The sequence below is a fragment of the Tardiphaga alba genome, from assembly GCF_018279705.1.
Lineage (GTDB): Bacteria > Pseudomonadota > Alphaproteobacteria > Rhizobiales > Xanthobacteraceae > Tardiphaga > Tardiphaga alba.
Genome location: NZ_CP036498.1, coordinates 4,586,258 through 4,604,343 on the forward strand (window position 1 = coordinate 4,586,258; position 18,086 = coordinate 4,604,343).

An 18,086-nucleotide genomic window follows, 5' to 3' on the forward strand; every position below is an offset into this window, starting at 1 on the left:
ATCATCCATCGATAATATTCGTTAGCCATTTTGCATCCGAAATCTAGTCTCGCGATGGCAGGCCGCGAGGATTTCATCTGAAGCATCGTGCATCGGCGCTGCGCCAGAACCTTCTGGACGGAGGACGACGCATGGCCGGCATCGACGCGACGCGCAGCAGCACACAATCGTGGCTCTCGTTTCTCGATCGCACGCATACGATCGCGCGGCCCGGCTACAGCCGCTGGATGGTGCCCCCCGCAGCACTTTGCGTTCACCTCTGCATCGGTCAGGCCTATGCCTTCAGCGTGTTCAACCTGCCGATGACGCGGCTGCTCGGCGTCTCGCAATCGACACCGGCGGACTGGAAGCTCACCGATCTCGGCTGGATCTTCTCCATCGCCATGGTGTTTCTCGGCCTCTCTGCCGCGCTGTTCGGGCGCTGGGTCGAGGAAGGCGGCCCGCGCAAGGCGATGTTCACGGCGGGCGTGTGCTGGGCCAGCGCATTCCTGATCTCCGCGCTCGGTGTCTATCTGCACAATCTCTGGATCATCTATTTCGGCTACGGCGTTGTCGGCGGCTGCGCGCTCGGCATCGGTTACATCTCGCCGGTCTCCACGCTGATGAAGTGGTTTCCCGATCGACCGGGCATGGCAACAGGCATGGCCATCATGGGCTTCGGCGGCGGCGCATTGATCGCATCGCCGCTGTCGGTGTGGCTGATGAGCCTGTTCGCCACGCCGTCCGATGTCGGCGTGCTCAACACCTTCATCGTGCTCGGCTGCGTCTATTTCGTCTTCATGATGGTGGGATCGGCCATCGTGCGCGTGCCCGCGCCAGGCTGGCAGCCGGCCGGCTACACGCCGCCCAAGGTGGCCAGCAAGCTGATGACCCGGAACGACGTCTATGTGTATCAGGCGGTGAAGACGCCGCAGTTCTGGCTGATCTGGATCGTGCTGTTCGCCAACACCACCGCCGGCATCGGCGTGCTCGGCCAGGCCTCGGCGATGAGCCAGGAGATGTTTCCGGGCCAGATCACCGCCGTGGCCGCAGCAGGCCTCGTCGGGCTCATGAGCCTGTTCAATATGGGCGGGCGTTTCAGCTGGGCGTCGCTGTCCGACTATATCGGCCGGAAGAACACCTACTTCGTCTATATGACGCTCGGCTTCGCGCTCTATGTCACCGTTCCCTATGCCGGTGCGCACGGCAATATCGTGCTGTTCGTGATCTGCTTCCTGATCATTGTCAGCATGTATGGCGGCGGCTTCTCCACCGTCCCTGCCTATCTGCGCGACATGTTCGGCACGCGCTATGTCGGCGCCATCCACGGCATCCTGCTGACGGCCTGGTCCGCTGCCGGCATCGTCGGGCCGGTGCTCATCAACTACATCCGCGAATACAACGTCACCCACGGCGTGCCGAAGGCGCAGGCCTACAACACCACCATGTATATCATGGCCGGCCTGCTGGTGATCGGCTTCATCGCCAATCTCTGCGTCACCGCCGTCGACAAGCGACACCACATGGCCGCGGACAATGAGGCCGATGCGCCGCGCACGCCGGCACCGGCCGAACCAACCGGCGCCGTGCCCAGCCGCGCCTGATCCTCCAACCGACGGAACAAGACGATGACCACACATCCGAACCCGACCAAGGGATGGCAGCTCGCACTGGCCTGGAGCTTCGCCGGCATCCCGCTGCTGGCCGGCGTCATGCAGACTCTCGTCAATGCCATGAAGCTGTTTCAGTGATCACTGAGATGACGGACATGCAGGCAGGTATCGCCGACGCCATCCTGTCGATGCGATCCGATGCGGTGATCGCAACGGATCTCGCGGGATCAATCACCGTGTGGAATCCAGGCGCCGAGCGCATTTTTGGTTACACCGCGCCGGAAGCGCTCGGACAGTCGCTCGATCTCATCATCCCGGACGCGCTGCGAGCCCGGCACTGGCAGGGCTATCACCATGTGATGGCAACCGGCAGCAGCCGCTATGGCGACGGCGACCTGCTGGCCGTCCCTGCTCTGGTCAAGAGCGGCGCACGCATCTCCGTCGAGTTCACCATGGCGGTGCTGCATGACGAGGCCGGACGGCCGAGCGGCGCCGTGTCGATCCTGCGCGATGTCAGCAAGCGCTTCGAGGAGACGCGCCTGCTGAAGCAACAGCTCGCGGCGGCGCGTCAACAGTTTCAACCGCACCCCGCCACGGCGGAAGGATGATCATGATCGCCCGCCTGATCGACGACATCACCTGGCCGGTCCTCTCCATCGTCGCCGTCGCGGCCGTGCTCGCCTTCGGCTTCGATGCGCCGCTCGATATCATCATCGCCGTGTTGCTGCTCGGCATCGTCACGGTCCTGGCCGAAAGCCGCATCAGATCCCGAATCTGACGACTGGTTGGCAGCTCCCTCCCCGCTCGGCTACAACAGCGGACCATTCGCCCGAACAGGCCCCACCAGCAGGGCATGATGGCGATCAAGGGAGACCTCATGGCCCGCATCGACTACAGCGACCCCGCAGCCGCCAGCGACCGCACGCGCGACATTCTCGACAAGAACCGCAATGCCAACATCTTCCGCATGATGGCGCATTCGCCGAGCTATTTCGAACAATATTGCCGGCTTGGCGGCGCGATCCGCAACAAGGGCGAACTCGATCCGGTCATTCGCGAATTGGCCATCACGCGCACCGGCATTCTTTGCGAAGCGCCCTATGAAGTCGCAGCACACCGTCGCATCGGCGGCTATGTCGGCGTCACCGAGGCGCAGAACGATGCGCTGGAGAACTGGCAGGCGGCCACGTGCTTCGACGAGACCCAGCGCGCGGCCCTCGCCTTCACCGACGAGATCGTGCAGCTGCATCGCCCGACCGACGCCACCTTCAAGGCGATCGCCGCGCGGCTGACACCGGGCGCGCTGGTCGAATTGCAGCTGGCCGTCGGCTTCTACATCATGACCTCGAAATTCCTCGAAACCTTTGCTATCGACATGCAGCCGGTCACCGAGGTGGTCTGACCTTTATCCGAGATATCGATGTCCAAATCGACACGCGCCACCCAGACGCTCACCAAGCTCGGGGCCGCTTTCACGCTGCACAGCTACGACTACGATCCCGACGCCGAGAGCATCGGCCTGCAGGCGGCCGAAGCGCTCGGCATCGCGCCGCAGCGGATGCTGAAGACGCTGATGGCCGAAGTGGACGGCAAGCCCGTCTGCGTGGTCGTGCCGTCGGACAAGGAAGTCAGCATGAAAAAGCTGGCTGCGGCATTTCGCGGCAAGAGCGCCAAGATGATGCGCCCCGCGGATGCCGAACGCATCACCGGCTATCATGTTGGTGGCATCAGCCCGTTCGGGCAGAAGAAGCGCGTGCCGACGGCGATGGAGCAGGCGGCGCTGGCGGAGACCACCGTCTATCTCAATGGCGGCCAGCGCGGATTGCAGATCGAAATCGCGCCGGAGACCGCGCGCACCGCACTGGATGCGGCGGCGGCCACGCTGACGGACTGAGGCGCAGAGCAACCGGTGATGAACCTGCGACGCCTGCGGAACACGAATAGATGATCCGCATTGTCATTCGGAAACCCATAAGGAGAAACGATATGAGATCGTTCCTTGCAGCAACAACCCTTCTTCTAGCCGCCGGCGGCTTGAATGCCATTGGCACCACCGCAGCAGAAGCCCGCGAATATCCATGGTGCTCCCGCACCTCAGCATCGGGCTTCAATCCGAGCTGCAGCTTCACCTCCTATAACCAGTGCATGGCCACCGTGAGCGGCCAGCGCGGCGACTGCATGCGCAATCCGGTGCTGGCCTTCGGCGAGCAGAACCAGCCGCGTCGCAAAGGCCGCGTTCAGCGCGAACGGGATGGCTGGGACAATGGCTGGAATAACAACAACAACTGGGGTCCACGCTGGTAACGTGCGCGTGACCGCAGAGGCCTGCATGGGCTCCATGCGGCCGCGCCACCGGCTTGGCCATTGAAGTCCGCAACAATTCCGTGTCTGTCAGGCACCCGGACATCCGTCCGGGTGTTTTCTTGTCAGGTCCGGTCCGATGTCGTCATCTGCTCCCAGCGCCAGTCGCAATCCGCTCGGCTGGCTCAACAACCAGCCCTATATCCTGCTGTGCCTGCCCTCGCTGTTCTGGGCCGGCAACGCCATTGTCGGCAGGCTGGTCGCCGGGCATTTCCCGCCGGTCACGCTGTCCGTACTGCGTTGGACCGGCGCCTTCCTGATCATCCTGCCCTTCGCCTGGCATGACCTGAAAACCGATTGGCCGGCGATCCGCAGCAAGCTCGGCGTCATGGTGGTGATGGCGATCTGCGGCATCTCCTGCTTCAACACCATGCTTTACTCGGCGCTGGAGCACACCACCGCGCTCAATGCATTGCTGCTGCAGTCCTCGACGCCGCTGTTTCTGGCCGCATGGTCGCTGATCGTGTTGCGGGCCCGGCTGACGCTGGTGCAGCTTGCCGGCATTCTCGTGTCGCTGCTCGGCGTGCTCACCATCATCATGCATGGCGACCTCACGCGGCTCGCCAATATCGAATTCAATATCGGCGACCTCCTCGTGCTGGTCGCGCTGGCGATCTTCGGGCTCTATTCGGCGCTGGTGCAGAAGCGTCCGGCGATCCAGCAGAGCTCGTTCCTGGCTTTCGTATTCGGCTGCGGCGCCTTATTCCTGCTGCCATTGCTGGTCTGGGAATTGTCGGTCCGACCATTGCCGGAAGCGACGTCGTCGAACCTGTTCGCGCTGCTCTATGTGGTGCTGTTTCCCTCGACGCTGGCCTATCTCTGCTACAATCGCGGCGTCCAGTTGATCGGACCGAACCGCTCGGCGCCGTTCTTTCATCTCGTGCCGGTGTTCGGCTCGGTGATGGCCATCGTGTTCGTGGGCGAAAGCATGCAGCTGTTCCACGTCATCGGCTACGCGCTGGTGTTGGCCGGGATCGTGGTGGCGGCACGGAAACCGAAGGCGGCGTGAGGGATCGGATCGATCCTCGGCCGAGCCGATGCACCGAAACGACAATGTCGCCCCGGCATCCGGGGACGACATGATCGGAGTACTTCAGATGACAACGAAGGCAGGATGACCCGCTGCCGGATCACCCCGCCATCTTCAAAGTCAGATCACCACTTGTAGCCGATGCTGCCCGTAACCCTGCGACGATCGCCGTAGAAGCATGAGAATTGGCTGGCGCAGCTGGCAACGTAAATTTCGTCCGTCACATTCGCTGCGTTCACGGCAAAGCGCCAATTCTCGTAGTCGTAGTGAACGGCGAGATCGCCCAGCACACGCGAGGGAACGGCGAGCGTATTGGCTGGATCGGCGAAGGAAGAGCCGACATAGCGCACGCCACCACCAAAGCCGAAACCACGCAGGATGCCGCTCTGGAACGTGTAATCCGCCCATCCGGAAGCGAGTTGACGCGGTGTATTGGTCGGCACCTTTCCGATCAGCGATGCATCGAGATCCTTGCTCAGGAACAAGTTGTAGCTGGTGAACGAACCCACCACCTTGAAGCCCGGCGCGAGATTGGCAACAGCTTCGAGTTCGATGCCGCGCGACGTCACTTCACCGCTCTGGATCGACAACAGCGGGAACAGCGGATCGACCGTCGGCACGTTCTGGCGTTTCAGGTCGAACAGGGCGACACCGAAATGTCCATTGAACCCGACCGGCTGATACTTGACGCCGACTTCGGTCTGCACGCCGGTTTCCGGAACGAACAGTTTTCCGTTGTTGAAGCCGATGATCGGGTTGTAGCTCGTCGCATAGGACACATAAGGAGCAACGCCGCTGTCGAAATTATAGATCAGGCCAGCACGCCCACTAAACTTGCTGTCCTCGCTCGTTAACGAGGATGGACCAAAGGCTTCATCGAAGCGGTGATTGCGGACCCAGTCGTTACGGCCGCTGAGCACCAATGTCAGGCGATCCAGCTTGATCTGATCCTGCACATAGACGCCGAGCTGGTTCTGGGTCTGATTTCCATCACGATAGTTCGCATAAACCGGCGACGAACGGATCGGCGTCAAACCCACGGAATAGTTAGGGTTCAGCACGTTGATCGTCGGGTAAGGCGACGGCGTATTGAACGGTCCTGCCAATCCCGCCTGATCGCTGATCTTGTAATGCTTCAGATCGAGACCGAACAGCGCGGTATGCTTGAGAACGCCGGTATTGAAGCGAACCTCAACCTGGCTATCCATGTTGGCCTGATCGGCAATGCCGCGCGTCGCGAAACCGTAGCGGTTGAGTTCACCGGTGGCGATGTTCGCATAGGTGCTATAGGGCGCCACCAGGCTACCCAGCGTCAGGCCTGTGTAGTTCACGTCCACATGGGCGAAGCGAGCATTCTGGCGGAACGTCACATTGTCAGACAGATGCCGCTCGAACTGATAACCGAGCATTTCCTGTTCGCGCTTGAACTTGTCAGTGCTCGGATCGCCGCCGTAGAAGTTGGTCGGGATACGTCCGTATGGGGCATTCGTTACGCTGCCGACATAGGGCAGGAAGTTTTCCGGACGCGTCTCGTTATAAGATGCCGAAGCGAGAATGGTCAGGGTCGTATCGACGTCCGGCTTCCAGGTTACCGATGGCGCGATGAAATAGTTATTGTTCGGCGTGAAATCTGTCTGAGTGCCGCCATTCTGCAATTGGCCGACGAAGCGCGTGTAGAGTTCGCCATTGCCCGGCGCCAGCTTGATCGGCGTATTGATATCGAAACCAAAATAGCCATTGCCATGGCTATCAACGCCGGTCTCGATGTAGCGGATCGGTTCTGCGCGCGGCATCTTGCTGACGACATTAACCAGACCGCCGGGGCTTGAACCGCCATACAGGATTGCCGAGGGGCCGCGGAGGATTTCAACGCGCTCCATATTGAAGGGTTGAAGCTTCCAGCTGGCATACGACGTGTAGAATAGCTGCATGCCATCAAGGAAGACGCTGTTGTCGTCGGACTTGAAGCCGCGGATCAGGAACCAGTCATTGCGGAAGTCGGCTCCAAACGTACCCGCTGCCACGCCGGGCGCGTAACGCAACACCTCATCCAGCTTGGTCGGATTCTGATCGCGAATCTGCTCGGCACCGATGACTGAAATCGCCTGCGGCGTTTCATTGATCGCCGTATTCGTCTTGGTGCCGGTCGAACTGCGATTGGCGACATAGCCCTGGATCGGGCCGCGGGGGCTTTCGACGAACACGTTGCTGCGCGGCGGCTGGGCGACCGGGCGCGGCGCGACCACGGTGCGTGCGGCACGCGGCGCGCGCTGTGCCGTGGCGCGGCGACGCTGGCCCGGCTGGCTCACGACCACCGGCGGCAGGTTCTGCGCACCCGGCTGCGCGGTCGATGACTGAGCGAATGCCGTCTCGACGGAGAGCAGACTGAGGGCACCTGCCGAGGACAGAAGCGCCAGGCGGGAGAGGTGGAAGATGTTCAAGATGGACCCCCAATGATCCACATCGGCCACAACGCGACGGATGTGCTGAAATTCAAGCATTGGGGTTAGGCGCGACCTTGCGAGTCCGCCAATAGAACCATTCAAAAACTGTCACAATCAAAATCGCTGTGACTGAATCGCCGCAGTTTGTTTCTGGTTGGAGTCGTTCAGACGACACAGAACAAAAAACGGCGCAGCGAGCGAGAGCCCCTGCGCCGTTGAAGTATCACTTGATGGTATCTCGTTATGCGGCGCGAACCGAGCGCAGGAAGTTGCCGACTTCCTGTTTCAGCCGCGTGCTCTCGCTCGACAGCGATTGCGCCGCGGTCAGGACGTGGGACGATGCGGAACCGGCTTCTTCCACGCCACGCTGCACGTCGGTGATATTCGCACTGACCTGCATCGTGCCATCGGCGGCCTGCTGCACATTGCGGGAGATTTCCTGGGTGGTCGCGCCCTGCTCCTCGACGGCGGATGCAATGGCCGATGCGATCTCCGACATCTGACCGATCGTGGTGGAGATTTCCTTGATGGCCACCACGGAATCCTCGGTGGCCCGCTGAATACCGGAAACCTGCAGGCTGATTTCACCGGTGGCCTTGGCGGTCTGCTCGGCAAGCGCTTTCACTTCGGCTGCGACGACGGCAAAGCCGCGGCCGGCTTCGCCGGCGCGTGCGGCTTCGATGGTCGCATTGAGTGCCAGCAAATTGGTTTGCCCGGCGATGGTGTTGATGAGCTCGACGACGTCACCGATGCGGGAGGCAGCGGCCGCGAGTTCACCGACGCGGTTGTTGGTGTTGTCGGCCTGCGACACGGCCTCGCCGGCGATGCGGGCTGCGCTCTGCACCTGCCGGCTGATCTCATGCACCGACGAGGACAGCTCTTCCGTCGCGGCAGCAACGGACTGCACATTGGTGGCCGCCTCTTCCGAAGCGCCGGCAACCGCAGTCGCGCGGACTTGCGAATGATCCGAGGTCGCGGTCAGCGTGCTCGCCGAGGCTTCGAGTTCCGTCGAGGCCGATGACACCGTATCGACGATCTGGCCAACGGCGCCCTCGAATTCGTCTGCCAGTCGCATCATGTCGGCCTTGCGCTGTTCGGCGGCGCGCGCTTCCATCGCCGCCTGTTCCGCCTTCATGCGCTCGACTTCGAGGCCGTTATCCTTGAACACCGCCAGCGCCGTCATGATCTCGCCGATCTCGTCGCGGCGCGAGCTGACCGGGACATCGACCGTCAGGTCGCCCTTGGCCAGCGTGTTCATGGTGGCGATGCTCGCCTTCAGCGGCCGCACGATGGTGCTGCGGGCAATGAAGTAGCTGAGCACGATTGCAATGAGCATCACGGCAATCGTCGCATAGACGATGGTCCAGAGCGTGTCGCGCGCCGTCTCCAGGAAGTCCACCTTCTTGATGCCGACATAGAGGATGCCGATCACATTGCGGTTGGCATCGAAGATCGGATCATACACCGTCATATAGGGCTCGCCGAGAATGGCGATTTCACCACGGAACGAGGTCTTGCGATCGAAGATGGCTTCATAGGCCGGTCCCTTGGCGAGTTGCGTGCCGATCGCACGTGTGCCGTCCGGCTTCATCACGTTTGTGGAGATACGGGTATCGTTCATGAAGATCGTGGCGGTGCCACCGACCAGCGTCTTGATCTTGTCGACGGCGACAAAGCTGCCGTTGAGCGGCTTGCCATCCGCAAGCAGCTTGCCGTCCGCGATACTGTACTTGTCGCCGCTCTCGCGCAGCACGTCCCATGCGACACGCATGTTGGTATCGACACGCTCGGTCGCCGATTTCGTGGCGCCCTGTTCGAGCACGGTCTTCGCGACCAGTGTCACGCAAATGCCGAGGGCCAAAATGCCAGCGACCGACATCATGATGATGCGAGGACCAAGACCGAAACCCCGGCGGCGGCTGGGTACGGAAGCGGAAGGTGACATAGCAATCTCCTACTGCGCTGAGCTCCTCAGCCGCGCGCAATCGTGCCGGTCCCGACTTCGGCTGCGTCATCACGCGCGAAGCAATGGGGTCCGAGGTTGAAAATGAGTTCCATCCCTAATGGAGCTCATCCTACCTATGAGGTCTTGGGACCAGGTTAATGTTCGGTAGACGAACCACGCTAAAGCATTGCAATTACGCGATAATTGGTTTCATGATACCGCTTTATGGTAAATCTGCCGCGCCCATTCGACACACATCCGCATTCGGCGATGCGCATGCATGGACGCTGCGCGCCAGCGCGACTTGTCCGGCCGGACGATCTGCCGCCTAAGGGGATGCCCAGCATCATCAGGCCGATGACCACACCCGCACCGCCGCGTTCGCTGATCAGCTGGTTCGCTAACCAGCCTTATCTCCTGCTCAGCCTGACCTCGCTGTTCTGGGCGGGCAATATCGTGCTTGGGCGCTTTGTGGCCGGGCATGTGCCGCCCATCACCCTGTCCTGCGTGCGCTGGATCGGCGCGTTCCTGCTGATGCTGCCTTTCGCCTGGACTCCGCTGCGCAAAGACTGGCCGGTGATCCGCAAGCACATTCCCCTGATGCTCCTGCTGGCCTTGACCGGCTTCGCGGCCAACACCGCCCTCGCTTATGCCGGCCTGCAATATACCCAGGCGCTCAACGGGCTTCTGATCCAGTCATCAGGCCCGCTCTATGTCGCGCTGTGGTCGCTGATTTTGTTCGGCATCAGACTCTCACTGGTGCAACTGCTCGGCATCGTGATTTCCATGACCGGTGTGTTCGTCATCCTGCTCCGCGGCGACCTGACGGCGCTGGCCGGCATCGAGATCAACAAAGGCGACGCCATGCTGGCCGGCGCCTTGCTGGTGTTCGGCATCTACTCCGCCATGATGATCAAGCGACCCGTGACGCACCCGATGTCGCTGATCGCGGTGACCACGGGCTTCGGCGCGCTGATGACCGTTCCCGTCAGCCTGTGGGAACTCAACGCCGGCCGACCGCTGATCCTCGACACCGTGACGTTCCTGGCCCTGGCCTATGCCGTGATTTTCCCATCGACTCTGGCCTATCTGTTCTTCAACCGCGGCATTGCACTGATCGGCCCCAACCGGGCAGCGCCGTTCCTGCAGCTGATGCCGGTGTTCGGCTCGGTGATGGCCATCGCCTTCCTCGGCGAAACGCTGCAGTTGTTTCACCTGACCGGCTATGTCCTGGTCCTCTCCGGCGTGTTCATCGCCTCCCGCCGTTGAGCCACAACGCCACAGCCGCAAGGGGATAGCGGCGCACGACGATCGCCCCTATGATCGCGGCGTCGCTTCGCCAGAGAGAACTTCGGGACGCCCGTGCGAAAACTGTCATTGCCGGTCCGATTGGCTTTGCTCGTCGCGGGCTCGACCCTTCCGCTCATCATCTTCGTCAGTGTGGTCATCTATCGCGGCTATGAGAAAGATCGCGAGGACGCCGCCACCCGCGTACTCGAAACTGCGCGCAGCCTGCGCATCGTGCTCGACGCCGAAATGCGGCGTATCACCGGCAGTCTCTCCGTCCTGTCACTGACGAATTCATTGCGCTCCGGGGATTTCGAGCGCTTCCGCCGGGTCGCCGATGGCTTTCTTGAGCAGTATCCGCCGGGCGGCGCACTGCTGATCGCGGACCGTGATGGCAAGCAGCTGTTCTCGACCGCCATGAAGGACCTCAGCCAGGCGCCGCCACGCAACAATATGGACGTGGTGCGCAAGGTGTTCGAGACAGGCAAGCCCGTGTTCTCAAATCTGTTTCTCGGCTCCGTCATCAACAAACAGATCCTGACGGTGGAAGTCCCGGCCATCGTCGATGGTCAGGTCGTCTATAACATTTCCTTCGCACCACCGATGGCGATGTTCCAGACGATGCTGGAAAAGCAGCGTCCGAATGACGATTGGACGATCGCCATCTTCGATGCCGACGGCATCAATTTCGCGCGCGCACCGAATCCGGAAGAAACGATCGGCAAGCGCGCATCGCCGACCTTGTTCGCACAGATGTCGAAGGCATCGGAAGCGAACTTCGAGACGATATCGCTTGAGGGCGTGCCCCTGATCACGGCGGTCGCCCGCTCGTCGACATCGGGATGGATGGTCGCATCGGGTATTGCGACGAGTTCATTGATCTCGCCGCTATGGCGCAATCTTGCCATCACGATTTCCGTCGGCATATTGCTGATGCTCGTGGGTGTCGCATTCGCATTGAGGATGGCGAATGCCATCGCGCGCGGCGAGACGCTGCAGGCCTTGCTGGTGGAAGAGCTCAATCATCGCGTCAAGAACACGCTGGCGGTGCTGCAGGCGATCGCGAGCCAGACCTTCCGCAGCGCCACCAAGTCCGAACGCGAAGCATTCGATGGCCGGCTCGGCGCGCTGTCGCGCGCGCATGATCTGCTCAGCCACGAAAAATGGGTCGGCGCCGGGGTGCATGACGTGGTCAACCGCGTGCTGGAGCCATATTCCGTGCTGGGGACATCGCGCATCAGCATCAATGGTCCCAAGGTCCCGCTGTCGCCGCCGCGCGCGGTGATGATGTCGATGATCCTGCACGAGATCGCGACCAATGCGGCGAAATACGGTGCACTTTCGAACGACACCGGCCGGATCAGCATCGACTGGCATCTGCAACCGGACGCAGCGGAGCAGAAGCTGCAGATGAGCTGGGTCGAATCCGGCGGCCCCAGGGTTTCAGCCCCCACGCGCAGGGGATTTGGCTCAAAGCTGATCGAGCGCGGGGCCCGCGACCAGCTTGGTGGCAGCGCCACCGCCGACTTCCTGCCCACGGGGGTCGTCTATAGCATCGAGTGTTCGCTGCCTTGACGCACAGCGCTCTGGTCGAAGCGCGCGAACACGTAACGATAGTGGTTTCCTTTCCGCTTCCGCAGACCGGCAAGCTCGGCTAGTTTGTTTCCAACAAACCAGCCAGCAAGGCTGTTTCAAGGAGAGGAACTACATGATCGGACTTCGCGTATCTCGTCGTATTGCAGGCGCAGCGATGGCGGCAGCCCTGCTCGGCGTCGCCACCGGTGCATGGGCGCAGAGCGCCGGCTATCCGAACCGGCCGATCACGCTGGTGCTGCCTTTCGCGGCCGGCAGCGGCACGGACACGACGACGCGCCTGATTGCCAAGGAACTGGGCACGGCCCTCAACACGACCACCGTGATCGACAACAAGGCGGGTGCCAATGGCTCCATCGCTGCCAGCTTCGTCGCCCGCGCGCCTGCAGATGGTTACACGCTGTTCGTGACCACCAACACGACGCATTCGGCGAATCCGTATCTGCTCAAGAACATGACCTATGATCCGATCAAGGATTTCACGCCGATCGCCCGCACTGGCGACCTGCCCTTCATGCTGGTGATCAATCCGGAGATTCCGGCCAATTCGGTGGAAGAGCTGATCGCGCTCGTGAAGAAGAACCCCGGCAAGTATACTTACGCCAGCGGCAGCTCATCCGCGATCGTCTCCGGCGCCACTTTCGCGCGACTTGCCGGCCTCGACATGCTCCACGTGCCCTATAAGAGCTCGCCCCCCGCAATGACCGACGTCATCGCCGGCCGCGTCAGCATGATGTTCACCGACGTTCCCACCGGTCTCCCGCATGTGAATGCCAAGACGCTGAAAGCGCTGGCGGTCACGACCAAGTATCGCTCCAAGATCATGCCCGACCTGCCGACCATGGACGAAGCAGGCGTCAAGGGTTTCGACGTCACCTCCTGGCAGGGTTATCTCGGCCCGGCCAATCTGCCGAAGGATATCGTCGTCAAGCTCAATGCCGAGATCCGCAAGATCGTCGAGCGCCCTGACATTCAGAAAGAACTTGCCGGCCGCGGTATGGAAGCCTTTTCCGGCACGCCAGAGCAATTCGATGCGTTCCTGAAGGAGCAGCTCGTCGTGTGGAAGAACCTCGTCGAAGGCGCCGGCATCGAAAAGCAATAAGCAGTCGTCGCCAGCTTTTGTCGTCCCCGCGCAGGCGGGGACGACACCCCTACAATCCCAGGAACTTGAACGGCGGCGCGTCCTTGAACTGCGCCGTCGCATCTCCGGAATAGGTGTGGTTCTGGTCTTCACCGAGATCGAGCTTCTTGACCTTCCCGGTCTCCACCGAAAAATCCATCTTCTTCAGATCGACCCAGAACGTGTTCGGCGTCAGCGCGGACTCGAAGAAATAGAGTTTGCGGGCATGATCCACGACCGTGCGCCAGCGCGTCGATGAGATGTTCGGCTGATCCGGCGTGGTGATCCCGTAAGGCACCGACACGTTCCGGATCACGCTGAACACGCTGGCAAGGGCACGGTTCGCGTTCTCGTCTTTCGGGATCGCATTCACATAGAACGACGCCCGCGCAAAACGGTCGGCTGCGCGATTGGTGCCGGGCAGGAACGTGGTGCCGCCGATCTGCTTCCAATAGCTGTTGAGCGCGAGCTGCTCGTCATAAATGGGCGAATTGGTCATCACCTGATACTGCCGTCCGTGATGGATGACCTGCTTGCCCTTGATATATTCGACGATGGCGCTGTCGCCCGACGCATCGGACATCGACAGATGCAACGTGGCCAGACGCTGTTCGCCTGGCACTGCATCGGTCACGATGACAAACGGCTCCTTCTCCAGCGCCGCGACCGCTTCCGCCACGGTGGCAAAATTGTCGAGCACATATTGCGCCCAGGCTGCGATGGTGAGCCCCGGCTTGCTCTGGTCCAGTTTCGGATATTCGGATTCGACCAGCCATAGCAGATTGGCATTCAAGCCGGCTTCATTGACGCCATCGGTGGTCGAGATGTCGTAACCGGTCGCAACCACGCTGCCATATTTCGCAGTCCACTTGACGGAGTTCGGGCCGGCTTCGCCCGACCGCGCGATGCCGCGCGGAAGGATCCAGAGATTGGTGCGCACATCGGTCTTCCAGTCCATCGACCGCGCCGTGACCACCTGGCCATTCGCCCCGTGATAAACCAATCGCGTGCAGGCGTCCGCCGTCGTCTGGGCGGTCAGTGTCAGGCAGAGCACCGCGGAAAAGAACGTGCGCAGACGTGCAATCATGATGGTCTCTCCGAGCGCGACGTTTTTCAATCGCGGGTATGGACGTTGCCACGTCTCAGGAACACGATCCAGCTCTCCAGCCTTGAACGCCTCGGCCGCTTTGACCGCCCTGCCCAACCCGCAGGCATGGCGACCGGATGTCGCAGTGATTTCCCCTGCTGTCATCTTCCCTTCATGGAACTGTCGCCTCAGCGTAACCGCCGATCTTCAGAACACCGCGCGTGGTCCCCACCCCTCTCAGGAGACAATCCATGCGCAGCACTTTGCTCTGCTCCGTCGCTTCCCTCGTCCTGCTTTCCACTGCCGCTTTCGCGCAATCGGAAGGTGAATTCCCCGCCAAGCTTGCCGGCCACGCCGTGCTGCCGGCCTCCTCGACCATCGAGGCACCTGCCGATGCGCCGAGCGACCTGAAGACCTCCGGCAAATACACCACCGGCAAGCGCGTCGATAAGCTTGGCAGCGTGATGGGCAAGTCCAAGGAACGCGACACCGGCATCTCCCTGCCGATGAAGGGCCAGCCGCTGCAGGGCCATTCCGGCATCAAGACCATGCCCGATGGTTCGTTTTGGGTGCTGACCGACAACGGCGCCGGCTCGCGCGCCAACTCGCCCGACTACATGATCTATCTGAACCGCCACAAGATCGACTGGAAGAGCGGCAAGATCGAGAAGCAGGAAACCGTGTTCCTGCACGATCCCGACAAGAAGGTGCCGTTCCGCATCGTCCATGAAGACACCGCCAAGCGCTACCTGACCGGCGCCGATGTCGATACCGAAGGCTTCCAGATCGTCGGCGACAATTTCTGGATCGGCGAAGAATTCGGCCCCTACATCATCAAGGCCGACAAGACCGGCAAGGTGCTCGAAGTGTTCGAGACCATGGCTGACGGCAAGCCGGTTCGCTCGCCGGATCATTGGCAGGTCGCGACGCCGGGCGCACCGGGTGCCAGCTACACCAATGTGAACCTGAAGCGCTCGAAGGGCTATGAAGGCTTCGCCGCCTCGAAGGATGGCAAGTTCCTCTACGGCCTGCTCGAAGGCCCGCTGTGGGATACCGAGAAGAAGGATTGGGAAAAGGTCGATGGCAAGGAAGCCGCCCGCATTCTCGAATTTGACGTGGCCGCCCAGAAGTTCACCGGCCGGTTCTGGCACTATGTGTTCGAGACCAATGGCAATGCCATCGGCGACTTCAACATGATCACCGCCGACAACGGCCTGATCATCGAGCGTGACGACGGCGAAGGCACCAAGGACAAGGCCTGCGCCGACGGCAAGCGCGGCACCGACTGCTTCCCTGACCTGCCGAAGCTGAAGCGCGTCTACAAGATCGAAATGAACGACAGCAATGTCGGCAAGCCCGTCCGCAAGGTCGGCTTCATCGATCTCCTGAAGATCCAGGACCCGAACAAGCTGGCGAAGAAGCCGCTGAACGACGGCGTGCTCCAGTTCCCGTTCTTCACCATCGAGAACGTCGATCAGGTCGATGCCACGCACATCATCGTCGGCAACGACAACAACCTGCCGTTCTCGTCGAGCCGCGATCCGAACAAGGCCGACGACAACGAATTCGTCCTGCTCGAAGTCGCCGATTTCCTGAAGGCGAAGTAAGCCTGTCTCGGCATAGCCTGAAACGCGAAAGCCCTCCCGCAAGGGAGGGCTTTTTGTTTTTTACTTCTCCCTCCCCCAAGCGGCGAAGCCGCGCAGTGGGGAGGGTGGCGCGTAGCGCCGGGTGGGGTCTTTCCCCACGTGACGTCGGAGTTTGTGGAAACACCCCACCCGTCTCGCCCGCCCAAGCGAAGCTTCGCTTCGCCAAGGCGGTCGATCCACCCTCCCCATTCGCTTCGCTCCGGGGAGGGAAAAGAACTACGCCGCCCTGACCTTGGCCAGAAACTCATCCACCGCCTTGCTCAGAATGCCCGACTGGCCATCGAGCTCCTTCGCGCTCGCCAGCACCGCGCCCGCGGCCTGGCCGGTGGCTTCCGCGGCGGAGCTGACGCCGCCGATATGTTTGTTCACCTCGTTGGAACCAGCCGCGACCGACTGAATGTTACGCGCAATCTCCTGGGTCGCCGCACCCTGCTCTTCCACGGCCGAGGAAATGGTGGTGGTGATCTGGCTCATTTGCGCGATCGTGCTGGTGATGGCATTGATCGAGCTGACCGCTTCGCTAGTCGAGGCCTGCATCGCTGCGACCTGCGCCGAGATTTCCTCGGTGGCTTTCGCCGTCTGGCTCGCCAGGGCCTTCACTTCCGATGCGACGACCGCAAAGCCTCGCCCGGACTCACCGGCACGTGCCGCCTCGATGGTGGCGTTGAGCGCCAGCAGATTGGTCTGCGATGCGATGCTGTGAATGAGCTGAACGACTTCGCCGATTTTCTCGGCACCGCTGGAGAGTTGCTGCACGGTCGCGTTGGTGCGCTCCGCATCACCCACGGCCTTGCTGGCGATCTCGCTGGAGGCTGCGACCTGACGCAACACTTCGCTCACCGAGGCCGACAGTTCTTCGGCAGCGGCCGCAACCGTGCTGACATTGTCGGACGAGCGCGCTGACGCCGCACCGACCGTCGAGGCACGCGAGCTCGCGTCGCTGGCCGTTGCCGTCATCGACTGCGCCGTGCCCTGCATGCCCGCAGCAGCGCTCGATACCGAGCGGACGATGCCGTTCACGCTACGCTCGAAATCGTCGGCCAGGCTTTCCATCGTCGCGCGACGTTCGGCGGCGGCCTTTGCCTGCGTTTCCGCCTCGATCTTGTCGAGACCGCGAATGCGCAATGCATTGTCCTTGAACACCTGGACCGTCGCCGCCATGGCGCCGATTTCGTCGTGGCGATCGACCTCCGGAATTGCTGCATCCAGCGCGCCATCGGCGAGGCCGCGCATCCGCGCCGCGAGGCGGCCGAGCGGCGCGGTGATGCTGCGACCGATCATCCAGGCCAGCAGCCCCAGCGTCACGATCACGGCCAGTGCCGCGATCATCACGGTGCGCGCGCTGCTCCACACCTGCGCCTGCAAATCGTCGATATAGACGCCAGTGCCGATCACCCAGCCCCATGGCTCGAAGCCAACCACGTAAGACAGTTTCGGCTGCGGCGCTTCCTTGCCGGGCTTGGGCCACAGATAGTCGACGAACCCAGCCTTCTGCGTCTTCACGACGTCGGTGAAATCGACAAACAGCCGCTTGCCGTTCGGATCCTTGTTGCCCGAGAGATCCGCGCCATTCAGCTCCGGCTTGATCGGATGCATCACCATTTTCGGATGCATGTCGTTGATCCAGAAGTAATCGTCGGCGCCGTAACGCAGCTTGCCGATACGCGCGGCGGCAGTTTTGCGCGCCGCCTCATCGCTCGCGGCGCCGCGCTGAACGGTGGCGTATTCCTCCTGCGCGATACCGAGTGCGAGTTGCGTCAGATGCGTGAGCTCACTCTGGCGCTGCTGCTTGAGTGAGTCTCCAAGGGTCGAAAGCTGCATCCAGGCCAAACCGGCAATGCCACAGAAGCACAGGCCGATGATGCTGTAGATGCGCAGACCGATGGAGAATTTGAGACGATGCATAGGAAATTTCCGCCCGATGAAACTGATTAATATCAGCGCAACATTGCAGGGGACGGTTTCCAGTTCATGAACTCAT

At 61.6% G+C, this 18,086-nt stretch carries 16 protein-coding genes; 12 read left to right on the forward strand and 4 right to left on the reverse strand.

Annotated features, from left to right (window positions below; translation table 11 throughout):
* The first annotated feature begins 131 nt into the window (after positions 1-131).
* The 8 genes from RPMA_RS21920 to RPMA_RS21950 all read left to right on the forward strand — a co-directional run bounded on the left by RPMA_RS21920 (position 132) and on the right by RPMA_RS21950 (position 4,962).
* On the forward strand, positions 132-1,583 hold the full coding sequence (locus RPMA_RS21920) for an L-lactate MFS transporter (RefSeq protein ID WP_249225339.1): 1,452 nt from the start codon (positions 132-134) through the stop codon (positions 1,581-1,583).
* A 24-nt stretch (positions 1,584-1,607) separates the two neighbouring features.
* Positions 1,608-1,730: an MFS transporter small subunit gene (locus RPMA_RS28285; RefSeq protein ID WP_256438171.1), complete on the forward strand. Its 123-nt coding sequence runs from the start codon at positions 1,608-1,610 to the stop codon at positions 1,728-1,730.
* 8 nt (positions 1,731-1,738) lie between these two features.
* On the forward strand, positions 1,739-2,200 hold the full coding sequence (locus tag RPMA_RS21925) for a PAS domain-containing protein (protein WP_408056458.1): 462 nt from the start codon (positions 1,739-1,741) through the stop codon (positions 2,198-2,200).
* Between the two features lie 2 nt (positions 2,201-2,202).
* A complete protein-coding gene (locus RPMA_RS21930) occupies positions 2,203-2,370 on the forward strand; it encodes a hypothetical protein (RefSeq protein ID WP_211909765.1) in 168 nt (55 codons plus the stop codon).
* Between the two features lie 99 nt (positions 2,371-2,469).
* Positions 2,470-2,994 carry a carboxymuconolactone decarboxylase family protein gene (locus RPMA_RS21935; RefSeq protein WP_211909766.1) on the forward strand — a complete coding sequence of 175 codons (525 nt, stop codon included), beginning with the start codon at positions 2,470-2,472 and terminating at the stop codon, positions 2,992-2,994.
* An 18-nt stretch (positions 2,995-3,012) separates the two neighbouring features.
* Positions 3,013-3,486, forward strand: coding sequence for a Cys-tRNA(Pro) deacylase (gene ybaK, locus RPMA_RS21940; RefSeq protein ID WP_211909767.1), 474 nt, complete (start codon positions 3,013-3,015; stop codon positions 3,484-3,486).
* Between the two features lie 92 nt (positions 3,487-3,578).
* Complete coding sequence (locus RPMA_RS21945; RefSeq protein WP_211909768.1) at positions 3,579-3,896, forward strand: DUF3551 domain-containing protein; 318 nt, start codon at positions 3,579-3,581, stop codon at positions 3,894-3,896.
* A 136-nt stretch (positions 3,897-4,032) separates the two neighbouring features.
* Complete coding sequence (locus RPMA_RS21950) at positions 4,033-4,962, forward strand: DMT family transporter (RefSeq protein WP_211909769.1); 930 nt, start codon at positions 4,033-4,035, stop codon at positions 4,960-4,962.
* Between the two features lie 146 nt (positions 4,963-5,108).
* Here RPMA_RS21950 and RPMA_RS21955 read toward each other — a convergent pair whose 3' ends face one another.
* Together RPMA_RS21955 and RPMA_RS21960 are read right to left on the reverse strand one after the other, a co-directional pair.
* Complete coding sequence (locus tag RPMA_RS21955) at positions 5,109-7,424, reverse strand: TonB-dependent siderophore receptor (RefSeq protein WP_249225340.1); 2,316 nt, start codon at positions 7,422-7,424, stop codon at positions 5,109-5,111.
* A 244-nt stretch (positions 7,425-7,668) separates the two neighbouring features.
* Positions 7,669-9,372, reverse strand: coding sequence for a methyl-accepting chemotaxis protein (locus tag RPMA_RS21960; protein ID WP_249225341.1), 1,704 nt, complete (start codon positions 9,370-9,372; stop codon positions 7,669-7,671).
* Positions 9,373-9,729: 357 nt separating this feature from the next.
* Between RPMA_RS21960 and RPMA_RS21965 the strand changes: the two genes are divergently transcribed.
* The 3 genes from RPMA_RS21965 to RPMA_RS21975 all read left to right on the forward strand — a co-directional run bounded on the left by RPMA_RS21965 (position 9,730) and on the right by RPMA_RS21975 (position 13,354).
* Entirely contained in the window at positions 9,730-10,641 is a 912-nt protein-coding gene (locus RPMA_RS21965) for a DMT family transporter (RefSeq protein ID WP_211909771.1), read from the forward strand.
* Positions 10,642-10,734: 93 nt separating this feature from the next.
* Complete coding sequence (locus tag RPMA_RS21970; protein ID WP_211909772.1) at positions 10,735-12,234, forward strand: sensor histidine kinase; 1,500 nt, start codon at positions 10,735-10,737, stop codon at positions 12,232-12,234.
* 133 nt (positions 12,235-12,367) lie between these two features.
* Entirely contained in the window at positions 12,368-13,354 is a 987-nt protein-coding gene (locus RPMA_RS21975) for a Bug family tripartite tricarboxylate transporter substrate binding protein (protein WP_211909773.1), read from the forward strand.
* Positions 13,355-13,403: 49 nt separating this feature from the next.
* Here RPMA_RS21975 and RPMA_RS21980 read toward each other — a convergent pair whose 3' ends face one another.
* Positions 13,404-14,459, reverse strand: a complete 1,056-nt coding sequence (locus RPMA_RS21980) for a linear amide C-N hydrolase (RefSeq protein WP_211909774.1) — start codon at positions 14,457-14,459, stop codon at positions 13,404-13,406.
* Positions 14,460-14,710: 251 nt separating this feature from the next.
* Here RPMA_RS21980 and RPMA_RS21985 point away from each other — a divergent pair, with 251 nt between their 5' ends.
* Positions 14,711-16,066 (forward strand): esterase-like activity of phytase family protein, encoded by a 1,356-nt coding sequence (locus tag RPMA_RS21985; RefSeq protein ID WP_211909775.1) that lies wholly within the window; start codon positions 14,711-14,713, stop codon positions 16,064-16,066.
* A 255-nt stretch (positions 16,067-16,321) separates the two neighbouring features.
* Here RPMA_RS21985 and RPMA_RS21990 read toward each other — a convergent pair whose 3' ends face one another.
* Positions 16,322-18,010, reverse strand: coding sequence for a methyl-accepting chemotaxis protein (locus RPMA_RS21990; RefSeq protein ID WP_249225342.1), 1,689 nt, complete (start codon positions 18,008-18,010; stop codon positions 16,322-16,324).
* Positions 18,011-18,086: the final 76 nt, after the last annotated feature.